This window comes from Streptomyces pseudoechinosporeus (assembly GCF_054783935.1).
In genome coordinates this window covers 12,658-28,052 of record NZ_BAAGPS010000073.1, presented here as the reverse complement: position 1 = coordinate 28,052, position 15,395 = coordinate 12,658, and the positions used below count along the sequence as shown (strand labels likewise).

11 protein-coding genes are annotated in these 15,395 nt (G+C 67.7%); 7 read left to right on the top strand and 4 right to left on the bottom strand.

The features are described from left to right. Positions 1-212 precede the first annotated feature (212 nt). The gene (locus tag ACYVO6_RS41960; RefSeq protein WP_461070919.1) at positions 213-1,718 is read left to right on the top strand and encodes an AAA family ATPase; all 1,506 of its coding nucleotides are present in this window, start codon (positions 213-215) and stop codon (positions 1,716-1,718) included. 50 nt (positions 1,719-1,768) lie between these two features. Here the strand turns inward: ACYVO6_RS41960 and ACYVO6_RS41955 are convergent, their stop codons facing one another. Beyond that, entirely contained in the window at positions 1,769-2,449 is a 681-nt protein-coding gene (locus ACYVO6_RS41955) for a TetR/AcrR family transcriptional regulator (protein ID WP_461070917.1), read from the bottom strand. Here ACYVO6_RS41955 and ACYVO6_RS41950 point away from each other — a divergent pair. The 4 genes from ACYVO6_RS41950 to ACYVO6_RS41935 all read left to right on the top strand — a co-directional run bounded on the left by ACYVO6_RS41950 (position 2,420) and on the right by ACYVO6_RS41935 (position 6,855). Next, entirely contained in the window at positions 2,420-2,719 is a 300-nt protein-coding gene (locus ACYVO6_RS41950; protein WP_461070915.1) for a hypothetical protein, read from the top strand. The genes ACYVO6_RS41955 and ACYVO6_RS41950 overlap by 30 nt on opposite strands. A 337-nt stretch (positions 2,720-3,056) precedes the next feature. Then, positions 3,057-3,977 (top strand): MBL fold metallo-hydrolase, encoded by a 921-nt coding sequence (locus ACYVO6_RS41945; RefSeq protein ID WP_461070913.1) that lies wholly within the window; start codon positions 3,057-3,059, stop codon positions 3,975-3,977. A 1,061-nt stretch (positions 3,978-5,038) separates the two neighbouring features. Then, positions 5,039-6,238 (top strand): tyrosine-type recombinase/integrase, encoded by a 1,200-nt coding sequence (locus tag ACYVO6_RS41940; protein ID WP_461070911.1) that lies wholly within the window; start codon positions 5,039-5,041, stop codon positions 6,236-6,238. A gap of 209 nt (positions 6,239-6,447) precedes the next feature. After that, positions 6,448-6,855, top strand: coding sequence for a DNA-binding protein (locus tag ACYVO6_RS41935; protein ID WP_461070909.1), 408 nt, complete (start codon positions 6,448-6,450; stop codon positions 6,853-6,855). 258 nt (positions 6,856-7,113) lie between these two features. Here the strand turns inward: ACYVO6_RS41935 and ACYVO6_RS41930 are convergent, their stop codons facing one another. Then, positions 7,114-7,827 carry an adenylate/guanylate cyclase domain-containing protein gene (locus ACYVO6_RS41930; RefSeq protein ID WP_461070907.1) on the bottom strand — a complete coding sequence of 238 codons (714 nt, stop codon included), beginning with the start codon at positions 7,825-7,827 and terminating at the stop codon, positions 7,114-7,116. A 158-nt stretch (positions 7,828-7,985) separates the two neighbouring features. On the opposite strand from ACYVO6_RS41930, the gene ACYVO6_RS41925 reads away from it, so the two are divergent. Next, complete coding sequence (locus ACYVO6_RS41925; protein WP_461070905.1) at positions 7,986-8,708, top strand: adenylate/guanylate cyclase domain-containing protein; 723 nt, start codon at positions 7,986-7,988, stop codon at positions 8,706-8,708. Beyond that, complete coding sequence (locus ACYVO6_RS41920) at positions 8,705-9,208, top strand: Pycsar system effector family protein (protein WP_461070903.1); 504 nt, start codon at positions 8,705-8,707, stop codon at positions 9,206-9,208. Before ACYVO6_RS41925 ends, ACYVO6_RS41920 begins: the two co-directional genes overlap by 4 nt. Positions 9,209-9,624: 416 nt before the next feature. Here ACYVO6_RS41920 and ACYVO6_RS41915 read toward each other — a convergent pair whose 3' ends face one another. Beyond that, positions 9,625-13,752 carry a P-loop domain-containing protein gene (locus ACYVO6_RS41915; protein WP_461070901.1) on the bottom strand — a complete coding sequence of 1,376 codons (4,128 nt, stop codon included), beginning with the start codon at positions 13,750-13,752 and terminating at the stop codon, positions 9,625-9,627. A 358-nt stretch (positions 13,753-14,110) separates the two neighbouring features. Beyond that, positions 14,111-15,388: a KAP family P-loop NTPase fold protein gene (locus tag ACYVO6_RS41910; protein WP_461070899.1), complete on the bottom strand. Its 1,278-nt coding sequence runs from the start codon at positions 15,386-15,388 to the stop codon at positions 14,111-14,113. Between the last annotated feature and the right edge of the window lie 7 nt (positions 15,389-15,395).

Below are 15,395 nucleotides of genomic sequence, written 5' to 3'. Positions count from 1 at the left end.
GTTTCTGCCTGTTCCTGACCGCTACTGGTCACGCGCTGGTCACCTGTCCAACCGTCGGTCAGCCCCTGTGGGCCGTCGGGGCGCCGCGTCGGCTTGGCTTCGTTCGGTGAGGGTGGTGGTGCGAGCCTGGCTCAGGGGTGAATTCCAGTGCGACGATTTTTGTCGAAGTAGAATTAGACATATTCCGTCGTGGTCGAGATGTGGGAGAGCTAGTGAAGAAGGGGCTGCCGGCCAAGCCGGACGATGTGGTCGACCGGGACCGGGAGTGGGATCTGCTCGCGGAGTTCCTCACTGATCCGGATCCGGCGATGCGGCTCGGCATCGTGTCGGGGCGGCGGCGGCATGGGAAGTCGTACCTTCTGCAGGCCCTGTCCGAACAGGTCGGCGGCTTGTATGTCACAGCGGTCCGGGAGGAGGGGCGGCTGCCCGCGATCCAGCGGTTCAGTGACGCGGTCGCCGCCCACGCCGGCCTGCGGCCGGGGAGTCTGCGTCTGTCCGACTGGCGTGACGTGTTGTCCAATGCCCTTGATGTGATCGCCCGTTCGCCGCACCCGCTCCTGGTGATCGACGAGTTGCCGTACTTGCTCCAGCACTCGCCCGAGATCCCGGGGCTGCTGCAACAGCTCTACGACGAACGCCAGCGGGGTGCCCTGCCCGGTGCCGGGCCGGGTCCGCGGCTGATCCTGTGCGGCTCCGCGATGAGCGTCATGCACGAACTGCTCTCGGGGACCAAGCCGCTGCGGGGACGAGCCGTGGTCGATCTACGGCTGGGTGCCTTCGACTACCGTGGCAGCCGGGCCTTCTGGCAGATCGCCGACCCGCTGACCGCTCTGAAGGTGCACGCGGTCCTGGGCGGGGCCCCCGGCTACCGGCCGGTGGCCGCCCGGCCGCATCCGGACGACGGCTTCGACACCTGGCTTGCCCGGACGCTGCTCGACCCGGGGCGGGCGGTGTACTCGCGTACCGAGACCGAGTACCTGCTGCGCGAGGACCCGAGGATCACACAGCACACGCTGTACTACGACATCCTCACCGCGATCGCACAGGGCGCCACTACCCCGAGCAAGATCGGCGCCGCCCTGGAGCGCCCGCGCAACGCCGTCGCTCACCCGCTCGGAGTGCTGGAATCCACCGGCTACATCCGGCGGGAACAGGACATCCTCCGCTCCAGACACCCCGTCATCACCCTCGCCGACCCCGTCATCCGCTTCAACCAGCTCATCACCCTCCCGCAGGCCGCAGCCGTGGAGCAGGGCTTCGCCGAGCAGGCGTGGCAGCAGGCCACCCCGACCTTCAACTCCAAGATCCTCGGACCGCACTTCGAGGACTTGGCCCGCGACTTCACCCGTCGTTACGCTCACACCCTGCTGCCCGGGGGACTGCCCGGCCCGGTCGGCACCACCGAGGTCGCCGACCAGGCCGCCCGGACGAAGCACGAGGTCGACGTGATCGCCCTGGCGGCCGGCGAGCGCCCGCAGGCTCCCCGCGCGAGGATCGCGCTGCTGGGCGAGGCCAAGGCGACCGCCGCGCGCCGTGGGACCGGTGACCTGGAGCGCCTGGACCGTATCCGTGCCCTGCTCGCCGATCAGGGGTACGACACCGCTGCCACCACGCTGGCTCTGTACTCGCTGCACGGCTTCTATCCCGACCTGGTCGACCTGGCCGACCGCCGTGACGACCTCCTCCTGGTCGATCTGCCTACCCTCTACGGGACGTGACGCCAAGCGAGCTGTGAGAGCTGAGGCCAGCTGCCCCGGCAGGAGAGTTGTCAGGGCTCCGTGCTCAGACCGAGGGCCACGGCCAGTTCGCCGAGGCACTGTTCGAAGAGCGGTTCCATGTCGGTCAGGACGAAGTCCATCTGGTGGAGGACTTCCAGGCACAGCAGTCCGTAGAGCCTGGTCCAGCTGGTCACGTACACGTACACCGCCTCGGGCGGCAGGCGCCCGTCGATCAGGCGGGAGTAGGTGCGCAGCTGCTCACGCAGGGACTCGGGCAGCTCGTCCAGGTCCGGCACCGGGAACGGCTGGGTGTTCCACAACTCGATGAGCATGTCGAGCAGGACGTAGGCGAAGCGCAGGCCGGCCTGGAAGCGGGCCGAGTCGGGCTCGTGCTGCGCGCCGCTCATGGGGCTCGCGAAGATCCACTCGAACTCGGCGGGATGGGCCACGGCCCAGGAGCGCATCGCGCGGCAGACGGCCGGGAGCCGTTCCACGAGTGGGGCGTCGGCGTGTTTGTCGCGGTCGTGTTCCATGGCCTCGGCCAGTTCCTGGAAGAAGCCCGCGGTCACCGCGTCCACAAGGGCGTCCCGGCCCGCGTAGTAGTGGTAGAGCGAGGGACCGCTCATGCCCATCTCGCGTGCTACCGCGTTGATCGTGACCGCCGCCGATCCCTTGGTGACCAGGAGCGTCCGGGCGGTCTGGTGGATCTCTCTCAGGGTGACCTCGCCCATCCGGTCGCGTCGGCCCGGCCGCTCATCAGCCAGAGCGCGGCCATGGGCGCCCTGCCCACCCTGCGGGCGGCGACCGATCCGGAGGTCGTCGGCGGCCAGTACTACGGCCCGGACGGATTCGGCGGGTTCAGGGGCCGCCCCGCGGTCGTCACATCGAGCGCCCAGTCGTACGAGGCAGCTCTCCAGCGCCACCTGTGGACCGTCTCGCGGGAACTGACCGGAGTGCAGTTCCCGCTCCTGGAAGGGAACGGAGAGACAGAACAGCAATGACGTGCAGACACGAGCGGACCGCCCCTTACCTGCGACCGGCCCTGGCCCACAGTGCCGGCCTTCCGGACCGACGGCCATCTGCTGGTGACCGTGTCCTCGTCACGGGCGATGACGAAGACCGGGTACTCCTGGGGCACCTGTCGCCGCCGTTTTCAGCGACTCATGGCGCAGACCGCCTCACCGTATGCCCGTGGCGGGCAGCTGCTGGCCGCGAGCACGGAGAGCAAGCCGTCGGCCTGGTCACGCCTCCTCGACGCGGGGGCTTGGAGCGGCCGTGGGTGGGCCGGCTACCAGGGGCGGTCGTGCGCAGGCCCATGCGACAGATCAGAATGCCGGCATGAGAATGCCCGTCGGTCGTCCGAGTCTGCGCCCCTATCTGCCCTACAAGCAGACCGTGACGGCGGGCCAGGACGGGCTGGTCGCCCACTTCCTGGGCACGAGTTCCGTGCTTCTGTCGGACGGCGAGACCTCGGTGCTCAGTGACGGGTTCGTTACCCGCCCCGGGATGCTGCGCGTCGCCACGGGCAAGATCGGACCTGACCGCTCCCTCGTACGGTCCGCCATCGCCCGACTGCGGGTGGAGGATCTGGCCGCCGTGGTCTGCGCTCACTCCCATTACGATCACGCCCTGGATGCGCCGGTGTGGACCCTGGAGACCGGCGCGGAGCTGGTCGGCTCGCACTCCACCGCGAACATCGGCCGTGGCCTGGGCGTGCCGGAGTCGTCCCTGCGCGTGGTCGCAGACGAACCCACGGTCTCCTACGGCCGTTTCGACCTCACCTTCCTGAACTCCGTGCACAGCCCCGGGGACCGCTGTCCCGGTACCGTCGACGAGCCTCTCATTCCCCCGGCCCGTGCCGGCGCCTGGAAGACCGGCACCGCCTACAGTGTGCTGATCGCTCATCCGGCAGGCCGCATCCTGCTGCACGCCAGTGCGAACTTCCGGCCCGGCGCCCTGCGAGGGCGGCACGCCGACGTCATCTATCTGGGCATCGGCAGCCTGGGCCGGCAGTCGCCCGAGTTCCTGGACACCTACTGGGACGAGGTGGTGGTCGCGACCGGGGCTCGCCGCGTCATCCTGGTGCACTGGGACGACTTCTTTGTCGGCCTCCACCGGCCCTTGCGGCCCATGCCCTACTTCCTGGACGACATCGATGCCACGATGAGGCGGCTGCTGCCCTTGGCCCGCCGCGATGGTGTCGACGTCGTCCTGCCCGTCGCCTGGCACCCGAGCGCCCCTCTCGCGAGCCTTGCCTGAACGGTGTCCGCAGTCGGGCCCGTCTCACGGTCCGGTCGGGAGGCACGACGCTTTGTGCGCCTCATCACGTGGGGCACGGGTTTTGGCTCAGAGAAGTCAACTCCGTCGCAGGACGCCGGCCAGGTCAGCGCCCGATGACGCTCCATCAGGGAGCGGCTGAACCTCCCCGAGAAGCCGCATCCACCACTGGCGGCACAGCAAGGTCACGAACGGCCTGGACGCGGGGGAGAACCGCGCGAAGGTCCCGGCCAACGCGAGGCACCACTCACCGGGGCTTCACCATGGCCCACCAAGGTCGGCATCGAGTCGAAGGGTCCGCAAGCCCACGCCCAGGGCAGCTCAGTGCATCGTGCTGGACAGGATCACCTGAGGCGTCCGGCCCGCTGGTCACGCGCTGGTCGCGCTGGTCACGGAATCCGCGCAAAGCCCCAGTTCAGAGCGCTAAACCGCGGAGACGGCCGGGGCCGCCACCCCTGGGCGGACCAAGCCGAAGAGGGCCTCTGACCAGGCACTTTGTTGTCCAGGAGTCGGTTCCCGTTTGCCGTCTGGATCGGCCCTCATCTGGGTGTTTCTGGCTGTTCCTGACCGCTATTGGTCACGCGTTGGTCATGCGGCACGCTGTTGGCTCGGCATGCGCGGGCTGCGGGCGGATCAGGTCGTGTGTGGCACTGGGCGGCGCCTGTTGCCGTTCGTCTTGGCTGCCGCGACTCGCAGCACCTCCCGGGCGGTCAGCGCACCCGGGCCCGTAGTGGCTCGCAGCCTCGGCCGACTCACCGCGACGGGCTCTTGGTGCTCGTCGCGGACGGTGCGACAGCTGCCCTCCTGGCTCCCGGGCGCGCGCAACATAGACCACGATTGCCGGTTAGCCAAACCGGCAATCGTCGCGACCATTGAGGAGTTCGCACATGGCTGTGCTGGGCGGTGTAGCCGTAGCGCACACGGCGGACTGAGTCGTGTACTGGCCTGACAGGAAAAGGAGGTCATGAGTGCCCAAAAGAGGTAACGGTCAGGGGAGTACCCCTGTCGAAATCCCCCGAAAGGGCAAGCCGAACACTTGGGGGGTGCGAACGCCGCTCCACTTCGATGAGGCTCAAGGGAAGCAGGTCCGCTCCTGGATCGGCCGCGAGTTCGCGACCAAGACGCAGGCCGCGAGGGCCCTCGCCAAGTGGTTGGCGGAACGCGAAGCCGGGACTGTTGTCACGCGGTCCGACATGAAGTTCGGAGATTGGCTGGACAAGTGGTTCGACGGCCTTCGCGTCGAAGACACGACCCGGGGAGGGTACGAGCCGAAGATCCGTCTCCACATAAAGCCGTACCTTGGGGCGAAGAGGCTCAAGGATGTCACGGATGACGACTTGGATGCCCTGTATCGGATGCTGGAGACGGTGCCGTGTCCGACGAACCGAGGAAAGCCGCTGGGAGCGAAGTCCGTTCGTCACATCCATAACATCCTGTCGGGTGCGTTCGAGACCGCGGTCGCGAAGAAGCTGATCCCGGTAAATCCGGCGGCGACCGCCAATCCGCCCACGAGCCGGCAGATCAGGTCGCAGCAGCGCAAGTTCGTGACTCTCGACGACGCGGCAACGGCCCGGTTCCTCGGGGACATCTGGGCGCCGTGCGGGCGGCGTGGCTGCGGGCCGTTGCACTTCTGCACGCGTGATGCTCCGCTGTGGACGACGTACACGGCAACGGGTGTACGCCGCAGTGAGGCCCTGGGGATGATGTGGGACCTCGTCCACTGGGACGACTGCGCTATCGAACTGGAGTGGGTCGTCGTCGAGGTCGGCAACAGGAGCGTCCTGCGGCGCCTGACCAAGGACGGTGACGACAACGCGATCATCTACGTCGATCAGGCGCTGATGAGCGTGCTCAAGGTGCAGTGGGAGCGCCAGCAGATGTGGAGGGAGGAGCTCGGCGCACTCTGGGTGGACCAGGGCCTTGTCTTCGCGCGAGACGGATACAGGATCCGCAAGGACGGGATTCCCCCTGGAGGGCCGCAGGACGCCGGCCAGGTCAGTGCTCGGTGGCGGACCACACGGGCGCGGCTGGACCTTCCCGAGCGGTTCCGAATCCACGACTGGCGGCACAGCAAGGTCACCAATGACCTGGACGCGGGGGAGAACCCTGTGGAGGTCTCCGCGAACGTGAGGCATCACTCGCCGGGCTACACCATGGCCCAGTACGGCAAGCGCCGAGTCGAAGGGGCCCGCAAGCTCGCGTCCGGGACGGCTCAGCGCCTCGGGTTGGGAAGGATTGCGTGACCGCTGTTTGGCTACGCGACGGGCATGCGGTCAATGGTCAGCTCGGTGCCTGCGGGCTGTCGTGCCAGAAGCGGGCAAGTTGCGGCGGAACGGTCCAGCCGTGCAAATGCCAGGGGTTCGACTCCCCTAGGCTCCTACGAGAGCCGCAACGGGGCGGTCTCCGAACAGGCGCGGCAGCAGGCGCGGCAGGTGTTCGCCGAGGAAGACCAGTGGCCCGCCGCAAGCTGAGTCACGAGGGGACGCTGGTCCTGGACAGCGAGGGGCTCTCCAAGCTGCTTGCCGATGACGAGACGGTGGTGGCGCTGGTCGCGGAGGCGAGGTCGCGGGGCATGGAGGTGGTGATCTGCTCCCTCACCATCATCGAGGCCGTCCGCGCCCGTACGAACAAGGCCAGGCTCGGCTGGCTGCTGTCTGGCCTGCGAGTGATCCCGGTGGGCGATGAGGAGGCGAAGGCGGCCTCGGCGCTGTTGATGGGGGCAGGGCTGCACGGTCACAAGTACGCCATCGACGCGGCCGTGGCTGCCCTGCGGCAGCAGCGTCCGGTGGTCATGCTGACGTCCGACATCGACGACATGGCCAAGCTCTGCGGCGATCGGGTCCGCCTGGTGGCTGCTTGAGGTGGCCTCGTGCGTCCTTCAGCACGGAGCTTCAGGGCTTCCGAAGGCGCATCGTGATCCCGTTCTTCCGTGCCTTGTTACGAGAGGTGCTCCCGGCGTACGGTCGGGCCGACTCATCAGTGTGCTGGCCCCGGCCGCCGAGGTTCTGGCCCAGGCTGATGCCGACGTCGACCAGGATGTCATGCCCCAACCATGAGTCCTGATCAATGCGTTGCCGCTGGATAGATGAAACTGTGGCGTCGGATGGCGCCCGGCGCGCTATGAGATTGTCCAGCCCCACGACGACCGGTACACGGGTGTTGCTTCGCCGCCTACGTCAGCAGTGTGTGCCTCCCACAGCTCTTGCCCATTCCAGATCTTCCGCTTGGATCCCATGGTCCGGAAGACCACCGGAGTGATGTAGGTGCGGTGCTGCGGTTTCTCGCGGATGTCGCTGAGTTTCGCCGCAACGTTGGCTGCGGTGCCGACGGAGATGAGGTCGTTGTGTTCGTGGATTCCGGCCCGGGCGATGAACACGGGGCCAGAAGCGACGCCGGTCACGTGGCTGAGTACGAAGCCCTGCTGGGGCAGTGAGGGAAGCCGGCTCTCCAGGGCCGGTCGCACGTACGTGTCTGTGGCGTGCTTGATCTCCAGGGCTGTGTTGACTGCCCGGGTGTTCTTGTTGTCGCCCACAAAGATCCCCATGACGCGATCGCCGTCGAAACTGCGGATGTGGCCGTCGTAGTACCGGATTACGCGGCATGCCGTGCTAATGAAGGCCCGCATCACCTTGGCCGCCGTCTCCGGCTTGAAGTCGCTGACCAACTGGGTGGAGCCCATCATGTCCGCGTAGAGATAGACGGCGTCGAGCTTCACAGCACCGTTGCGCAAGACGACTTTTTCCGTCTGTGGCACGGTGGTGCCGATTCGGATCTGCCAGTCGTATCCGACCAGGTCCCGGAGGCTTTGTTCAATCGTGCCCTTCAGGCCCATAGCCGCTCCCATAGTGCGTTCGCGTCAAGTCGGGGCAAGGTAGCACCGGGCACTGACAACCGACGTCTGCCAGCCGGTTCTTGGCGGCGGGGCGTGAATGTCAGACCTTGCTGCTAGCTTGTCCGCGCCTTGAACCGATGCGCGGATTGGAGCCCTTGATGGGTCTTGCAGATGAAGTGACCCAGGCCGTCACGGATGTGGTGTGCTCGGACTGGGACACCCGCAAGGGCACTGTGGTGCCCTCCACGGCCGATGTGAAGCTGAAGAACGGTGCCGTGGAGGTCGACGCCGTCTATCTCTACGCGGACCTGGCTGACTCCACCGGCCTGGCCCGCGACTTCACCAGGAAGACGGCGGCGAAGGTCATACGTGCTTACCTCGACGCCACCTGCCGGATCATCAAGGCGCGCGGCGGCGAGATCCGCAGCTTCGACGGCGACCGCGTCATGGCCATCTTCATGGGCTCGACGAAGAACACCTCGGCAGCGAAGTGCGCCCTGCAGATCAACCACGCCGTGACGAAAATCGTGCGGCCCAAAGTGGAGGCGAACCTGCCGTCCATCAAGAACCAGGGCTTCGTCGTGAAGCACTGTGTCGGCATCGACTCCGGCACCGCGCTGATCGTCCGCGGCGGCGTCCGCGGGAGCAACGACCTGGTATCCATCGGCCGGGCCCCCAACGTGGCCGCGAAACTCAGTGATATCCGTAACGGCACGTACCACACGTACATCACGGAGGCCGTCTTCAAGAACATGGCGGACAGCTCGAAATACAGCGGCACCGGCGACGACAAGAAGCTGATGTGGGACGGCCCGTACACCCGTGAGGTGGGCGGCGAGACCCTGACCGTCTACAAGTCGGGCTGGACGTGGCCGCTGTGACCTCGACCCCGGAGTCGCACGAGACGGCCTGGCGGATCCACGCCGCGATCGGAGAGTGGACGGCCCGCGTCGATGCGAAGGCATCCTTCGCACTCACGCTGGAGTCCGCAGCCGTGGCCGGCATCGTGGCTCTGTCAGATGACGGCCACCTGTTCGGGAATCTCCACGGCTGGGGGGCCAGAGCGCTCCTGTGGACCGGGTCGGTGCTGATCCTGGTCGGAGCGGTCCTGGCCGTCCTCGTCGTGGCCCCCCGGCTCCGCTCCCGCTCGGTTCTGGAACACGAGGCCGGACAGAGCTTCATCTACTTCGGGCACCTGCAGTTCTGGAAGCCGGACGATCTTGAGACCGCTCTGCAGCAGAAGGACATCCTGCCGGTGCTGTCGCACCAGCTCATCAACATGAGCAAGATCGCCTGGCGCAAGCACCGCTTCGTCCAGCTCTCCTTCCTCCTCGCCGCGATCGGCGGCGCCTTCGTCTTCCTCGCAGGTCTCGCGGCCTGAAGATGTGAGCAGCGCCCCTGCCTGCCGCGACTCAAGCTCCGGCGGGGGTGCTGTTCCTCCATCGCAGACTCGGTCGGCGAGCCCACCCAGGAGCAGATCGACGAGAGCATCTGGAGTGTGTACCGCTTCAAGCCCGGTATCGACAACGCCTTCCCCGATGGGCGCGAGGTGCCCCTCGTACCTGTGGAGCTGGGGGGCTGGCTCAAGTACGCCTTGGAAGAGTCCTTGGCCCACAACCTGGGAAGGGCCTGTTCGGACTTGTCGGTGATTGACCACGCGGTGGACGGGCCACCTCCACGACCGTGGCGGTGAGATCAAGGTCACTTTCCAGTGGCGATGCATGGATCGAGGCGAAGGAGTGGCGGCCGGCGTGGTCCGTAGCCACAGGCACGTGGGCGTGCCGTTGAGTGAGTGGGCTATCGGGACAATCGGCGTCCGGTGGGACTGATCGGTGGCTGGAACAGGTAGGGGTCGAGGCGCAGGACGACGAGGCCGCCGTCCAGACCGACGCAGACTTTGAGGTCGTGCGAGGACACGGCCAGGGACGTCGCGGGGCGCTGCACGGGGATGACCGCGAGACAGGTATGGTCCTCGGGGTGCCACAGGCGGACGGTGCGATCGCCGCCGGCGCTGAGGAGCAGGGTGCGTCCGGCCAGGGAGACGGCGGTCAGAGCCGTGACCCAGCCGGCGTGGCCTTCCAAGTTACGGACCAAGGCGTCGTCCTCGGCTTCCGGATCCCACAGGCGGATCGTGCCGTCGGTGCCGCCGGTGGCGATCAGGCCGGTGGGGCCGGACGGTATGTGGCAGACAGCGCGGACGGCAAGGTTGTGGCCTTTGTGAGCGCGTAACAGCTGTGCCGAGACAGGGTCCCAGAGTCGGAGGGTGGCGTCGTCGCCCACGCTGGCGAGTCGAGGGCTGCGGGAAGCGGTGCGGATGGTGCACAGGGCTCGGACCGAGCCGAGGTGTGCCCTAACGCGGGTGATTACGCGCTGGGAGGTGATGTCGTACAGCCAGATCTCGCCGTCCGCGGTGCCGAAGGCGGCGAGCGCTGCCCCGTGCCACTCGATGTCGCAAGCACTGCTGAACAACGCCGCCTCGTGAGTGAGACCGGGCAGACTACCCATCTCTGGCAGGTCGATGAGTCGCAGTTCACCCTTGCGCCATGTCCCACCGACCTGGACAAGAGCGTCCTGGCCGTCGATTGTCCGGCAGCGATGCACCGTGCCCCTCATTTCGGAGGTGCTGGACGGAATGTTCCCGACGGTGGCGCCGGTGAGGGGATCGACGAGGGCGATGGTGCTGCCGTTGGCGACGGCGAACACTTCTCCGGCCGGGGTCCGGACCGTGCTCACGGACCGGGGACCCGGCGACTTCGCACCGCCCGCACGCGCCCCCGGTTCGGTGGGATTCCACAGCCGGATCGATCCGTCCTGGCTTGCGGTGGCCAGCATGGTCCGGTCCCCGACCCGAAGGGTGCACATGTCCTCGACCCAGCCACTGTGGCCGTTCAGGAAACGGACTCCTTTTCCCGTTGCGGGGTCGATGACGTACACGGTGGCCTCGGAGCCGGCGGCGGCCACGAGGGTCCGTTCCCCGATGTCGATAGCGCACACTGTATTCAGCCGGACTCCCCGGATCAGGCACCTCTTCGCCAATCCTCCTGCGGGCGAAGGGAGAACCCACAGGACACCGCTCTCACCGCCCGCGATCAGCCGGAGCTGTCCATCCACGTCCGCGGCGCAGACGCTGGACAGCCCGCCATACGTGCTCCGTGAGACGTGCGGAGGACCGTCGCCCGCCGGATCCCACAGGCGTACACGGCCGTCGTAGCCCACTGCGATCACCAGGTCGTGATCGGAGTCGCCCGGTACCGAGCACAGGGCGTCGATCTTCTCCGCACCGGGCCAGCAACGGAGGGCGACGCCGCTGGACGGATCCCACACCCGCACCGTGCCGTCCGAACCCGCGCTGACGAGCAGATCGCCGTGGTTCGCCCGCACCTGGGTCAGCACCAGCACCCAGCCGACGTGTCCGGTAAGGCTGTGCAGGATTTCGCGGGTGGCGGGATTCCACACCCGGATGACCCCGTCACCGCCAGCGCTGGCGAGCAGAGCGCGGTCGCCCGAGTGGAGGGCACACAGGGCTTGCACCCACCCGTCGTGGCCCCGCAGGACGTGAATTGCCTGTCCTGTCTCGGGATTCCACAGTCGTACGGTTCCGTCAGCCCCGCCGCTGGCGAGGAGCTCCTTGCCCTCGACCCGGACGGAACAGACGGCGTTGACGCTACCGGTGTGGCCGTCCAGGGCCACCTCGTCCTCACTGGGTGGGCATGCCGACCAAGCCGCCCGGTAGGGCGCGGGATGTGGGAGGGCCGCATACGTGGAGCCGAGCCGTTCGATGCTCTCGGTGACGCTGAACAGTGCCACCCTGCTGTCCGGGCCGGCTTCGATGGCGGCGGGCGTCTTGCGCAGCAGGCGGACCTGGGAGCGGACGGCGGCCGAGGCATACCGATCGGCCAGTGGGGTCAGCCGTCCGAGGTCGGCGTGCAAGAGATACAGCTCGTCCTGGAACAGGTCGTCGAGGACGCCCCCGCGAGCCGCGTGTGCCGGCAGGGAGCGCAACAGATATGGGTCGGCGCGGTCCCATCCCGAGGCCCGTCCCGCCGCCGTCATGGTCTCGGCGAGAGCCCGCTCGTCGGAGGTCAGGAGGCCGTCGTCCCTCCGTATCCTGAGCAGCGCGTCGTTGAGGGCCTGGTGGAAGAGCCGGTACGCGCTCGTGTTGTCGGTCTGGCTGCTCTCGATGAGGAAGTTGGCCGCGGAGGACCTCGCGAACGCCCGCAGATCCTCCGCCGACACCGTTACGCCGCTGAGTGCCGCGACCGCGTCCCGCCACAGGCTCAGGGTGAAGCCGGGCGCCTCGGCGTAGGCGAGGGCGGTGAAGGCCGGACCGGCTGTCACCGAGCCCGCGGCCGGGACCCGTTGGAGATACTCGCCCAGCGCCGCGTCCACAGTGGGGGTGAAGACAACGTCCTTTGGGGCCACGGCCTGCTTGTCGTAGAGGCCGTGAGTTCGGGCCACCAGGCCCGCCACCAGGAAGTTGCGGTCGGCGAGGGCGGCGATGCGCCGGGCTGTCGGCAGCGCAACGGCCTGATCTGAATAGGGGTTGTCGGGGCGTTCGTCGCCCAGCAGCTGCAAGGTGGCCAGGGCGTACGACTCAAGGTCGGCCTGCGAGAAGTAGTCGCGCGCGTCCAGGTCCAGGACGCGTGCGGCCGGCCCGAAGACGGCCAGCAGATCGCCGGCGTCGTCCACTCGGCGGCTGCCGACAAGGATCCGCACGCCCACGTCGCCGCAGGTCTCCATCAAAGGCAGCACGATGCGGGTGATGACGGTGCGCGCGTGCTCGGGGGTAGTGGCTTCGTCGAGGGCATCGATGACGACCGTGAAGGAGCTGACGGCCCGTTCCGTCAGCGCGAGCCGCAGAGCCGCTGGAAGGTCCTCAGTGGTCCGGGGGAGGGTGGCCGAGGCGGCGCGAGCGATCTCGGTCGCCACATCCAGGGCGGTCTTGCCCTTGGCGTGGACCGCACACGCCACCGAGCCCACCGGTGCGCGCACGGCGTCGTCATCGGCCGGCAGACAGGCCGTGATCCCCGCGTCCGCGGTCGTGACGATCCGGCCCAGCACCGCCGACTTGCCAACACCCGGCGACCCGGTCACGACCAGTGTACGGCGATCCTGTCCGTCCTCCAGCCACGCCACGATCTCCGTGAGCGCTGTACGACGGCCGCGGAACCGGAAGCCGCGCTCGGACTCGACACTCACGCCCCGGGCCCGGGGCCGCCAGTGCCGATCGGCTTCCGGATCGGTGTCCAGGCTCCAGCCCCACGCGGCCAACGCCTCCTCACCGGCCGCCTCCACCGACCAGGTGGCGAGGGTGCGAAGTTTCTGCTCCGGCAGACACCGGTCGATCTGCCACAGCGTCATCGCGCACGGGTCGGCGCCGTGAGCCGGACTCACCATGCCCACCACGGCGCCGTAGGCCGACGACCACAACGCGGCACCGCCATAACCGGGGGCCATCAAGGTCCGGTCGTCGGTGTCCAGGCGCACCAGCCCATAGCTGAGATCCTCGCCGATCGACCCCGACAGTGAGCCGCCCCGCCAGTCACCGCCAGGGAAACCGAAGGACCACCAGGTGTTGCCCACCAGATCCCCCGGTGCCGGGCACCGCAACCGTGCCGCGACTTCCGCGGGCACCGGTTCTGCCAGAGTCAGGACGGCCACGTCGTTGATGACCACTTGGGTGGGTAGGGCGACCTTCCGGACCCGGATTCGCTGCCGTATGAGGTCACCGGCCTTGGGAAAGGCAACCCACAATTCCTCTCCTCGTGCATGCCGCGCGTGGACGGCAAGGGCGGACGTCAGCACGCGCTCGGAGTCGATGACGAACCCCGCGCTCAGCGGACTGGTGTCGTCGGCCGTCTCGTGGATCGCGGCCACCCACACGGACTCCCGAGGGCGCAACCCGCCCTGCGCCTCACCCCTCATGTGAGATTCCGGACCTGCTTGTGCTGTCCAGTCTGTACGTCATGGTCCGTACCATTGCCCCCGCCCCATGAACTCGGCTGTCAGGCTAATGAACATGCCTGCCCGAGGCAGCGTATCCGGCCGAACACCCAGGCACTCCCTGTGAAGATGTGTGCCGTTGCCCAGGGAGACCGCCCGGATAGTCGCGATGCCGACTCCTTCTGGTGATGCGCGCCGGACTCCACTCTCGAGAGAGTGGCGGCTGTCCGGCGCCACGCTGCCTTGGCCGCGCGATCCGCCCACGTCACGAACCGGTCGCTCGCGTGGGCGACGTGGTGGGGCGCCGGCAAGGGCCAGCGAAGGCTCGTGTAGGGAGTGGTCAGTCGGCGGTGTCCGGCCCGGCCGTGCTGCGTAGAGTGCTGATCATCGTCAGGACCGCGGGGCCGTCCGGCGGGGTGATGCGCTGTGGCCCACCGTAGGTGAGCAGGGTTTCGAGGGCGCCGTCCTCCGTGAACTCTCGCAGGCGCGCAGAGAAACCCGCTCGGTGGGTCTCGGCGCTCCTCGGTTCCGCCTGCGCGCGTTCGAAGTAACTCGCCAGGATGCGCCAGGTGTCCGGCTCTGCGGTGAGCAGATGGAAGAAGTCCCGGTGCCGAGTGCGGAAGATAAGGAGCATCGCGAGCTGGAGTCCGAAGGGAGAGGCCGGCTCACTGCCGTTCTGGACGCGGGTGACGGCCAGCGCCATGCTCAGGACGTTGAGGTAGCGCTTCAGCCGCCGGGGATTGCTGCCCAGAGTGCTCTGGAGCAGCCCCCAGAAGAAGTCGAGGTCAGTGAACTCGGGAATGGCCGGGGTATAGGCGGTCCTCAGGGTCTCGAAGCCGACGTCCGGCAGGAAGAACGGCAGTTGGACGATCTTGTCGAGGTAGGCCATGCCCGACACCACTTCGGACGGCGCGCCCTTGAGCGCGTCGCCGAACTTGTTCGTGGCCACCGCCGCCAGCACGTCCAGGTCCAGCGCGAGCACGAACACGCACCGCGTCTCCGCCAGAAACAGCTTCAGTGACTCCAGAACGGTCATGGCGGACTCGGGCGTGCATCGGTCGAGGTCGTCCACGAAGACGACAAGCCGACCGTCCCTGCCGTCCTTGCGGACGAACTCCTCGACCGCCTCGGCGAAGTCGGATTCGAAGCGGTTGATCTGCCGGTACTGCTCCGAGTCCCGTACGGCGATGTCCTGGAGCATGTTGTCCACGGCTTCACCCTTGATGACGCCGCCTGTGCCGAGTGCCGCCGCGGCTCCCAGACCCGCCCGGACGGATAGCCAGGTCGCCGCCTTGGCCAGACGGCGTGCCTTGTCCTTTAGCCCCTCCTCCTTCTCCAACTCGGCGAGGATCGTGTGCAATAGCGCGGCCCAGACCTCGACCTTTTGATCGTACTTCCACGGGTTGAACCAGATGGTCGGCACCTGCTCCTGCTCGAAGCGCTGCTCCCACAGCTTCAGGAAGCTGGATTTCCCCGCCCCCCAGGAGCCGAACACCCCAACGGTGAGCGGCAGTGGCGTGGCCTGTGCGACGGCCTCGTGGAGGACAGTGACGTACGGCTCGAAGTGGAACGCGTCGTCCTCAGGGCGGCTGATGGGATTGTCGGTCAGTGGGCGCAAGGGATTT

Coding starts and splice junctions, on each gene's coding strand:
- ACYVO6_RS41955 (WP_461070917.1), bottom strand. CDS start 2,449: ATGGGCGAGGTCACCCTGAGAGAGATCCACCAGACCGCCCGGACGCTC.
- ACYVO6_RS41945 (WP_461070913.1), top strand. CDS start 3,057: ATGAGAATGCCCGTCGGTCGTCCGAGTCTGCGCCCCTATCTGCCCTAC.
- ACYVO6_RS41930 (WP_461070907.1), bottom strand. CDS start 7,827: ATGGGCCTGAAGGGCACGATTGAACAAAGCCTCCGGGACCTGGTCGGA.
- ACYVO6_RS41925 (WP_461070905.1), top strand. CDS start 7,986: ATGGGTCTTGCAGATGAAGTGACCCAGGCCGTCACGGATGTGGTGTGC.
- ACYVO6_RS41915 (WP_461070901.1), bottom strand. CDS start 13,752: ATGAGGGGTGAGGCGCAGGGCGGGTTGCGCCCTCGGGAGTCCGTGTGG.